Genomic DNA, 375 nt, shown 5'->3' with positions numbered 1-375 from the left:
TTTGACGACCCGCGTCTGGCGCCGGGTGGTCCGGGTATAGATTATCAATACTTTGATGACACCTATTATCTCTACAGGCCAGGCAAGCATAAATCCGGTGGCAAGTATGTGGACGGTCATACCAGTCCTGAGTTTCCAGGTGCTGCCTGGGGAACGGTAGTGTTTATGAAAGCATCTTTAGCCAATTTAACGGAAGGTTATAAGGCTAACTATCAAAACCTGCCGGACAAAGAACCGGAGGTGGTGGGCTATAAGGGCTGGACCCGGATGTACTGCGATATGGATGCAGGGAAATAATCTGCAATGGGATATGCCAAAACCGCTTAACGTTTAAGGATGAATTATGAAACCAGGAATTACGATAAGAGTATTAAT

1 pseudogene is annotated in these 375 nt (G+C 46.4%); it reads left to right on the top strand.

The annotated features are described in order from the left end of the window. A pseudogene (locus OGY83_RS00050) lies at positions 1-297 on the top strand (T6SS immunity protein Tli3 family protein); the annotation flags it as partial. Positions 298-375: the final 78 nt, after the last annotated feature.

This window comes from Citrobacter sp. Cpo090, from assembly GCF_030332665.1.
In the GTDB taxonomy this organism is placed as follows: Bacteria; Pseudomonadota; Gammaproteobacteria; order Enterobacterales; family Enterobacteriaceae; genus Citrobacter; species Citrobacter portucalensis.
This window is presented reverse-complemented; position numbering and strand designations above follow the sequence as displayed.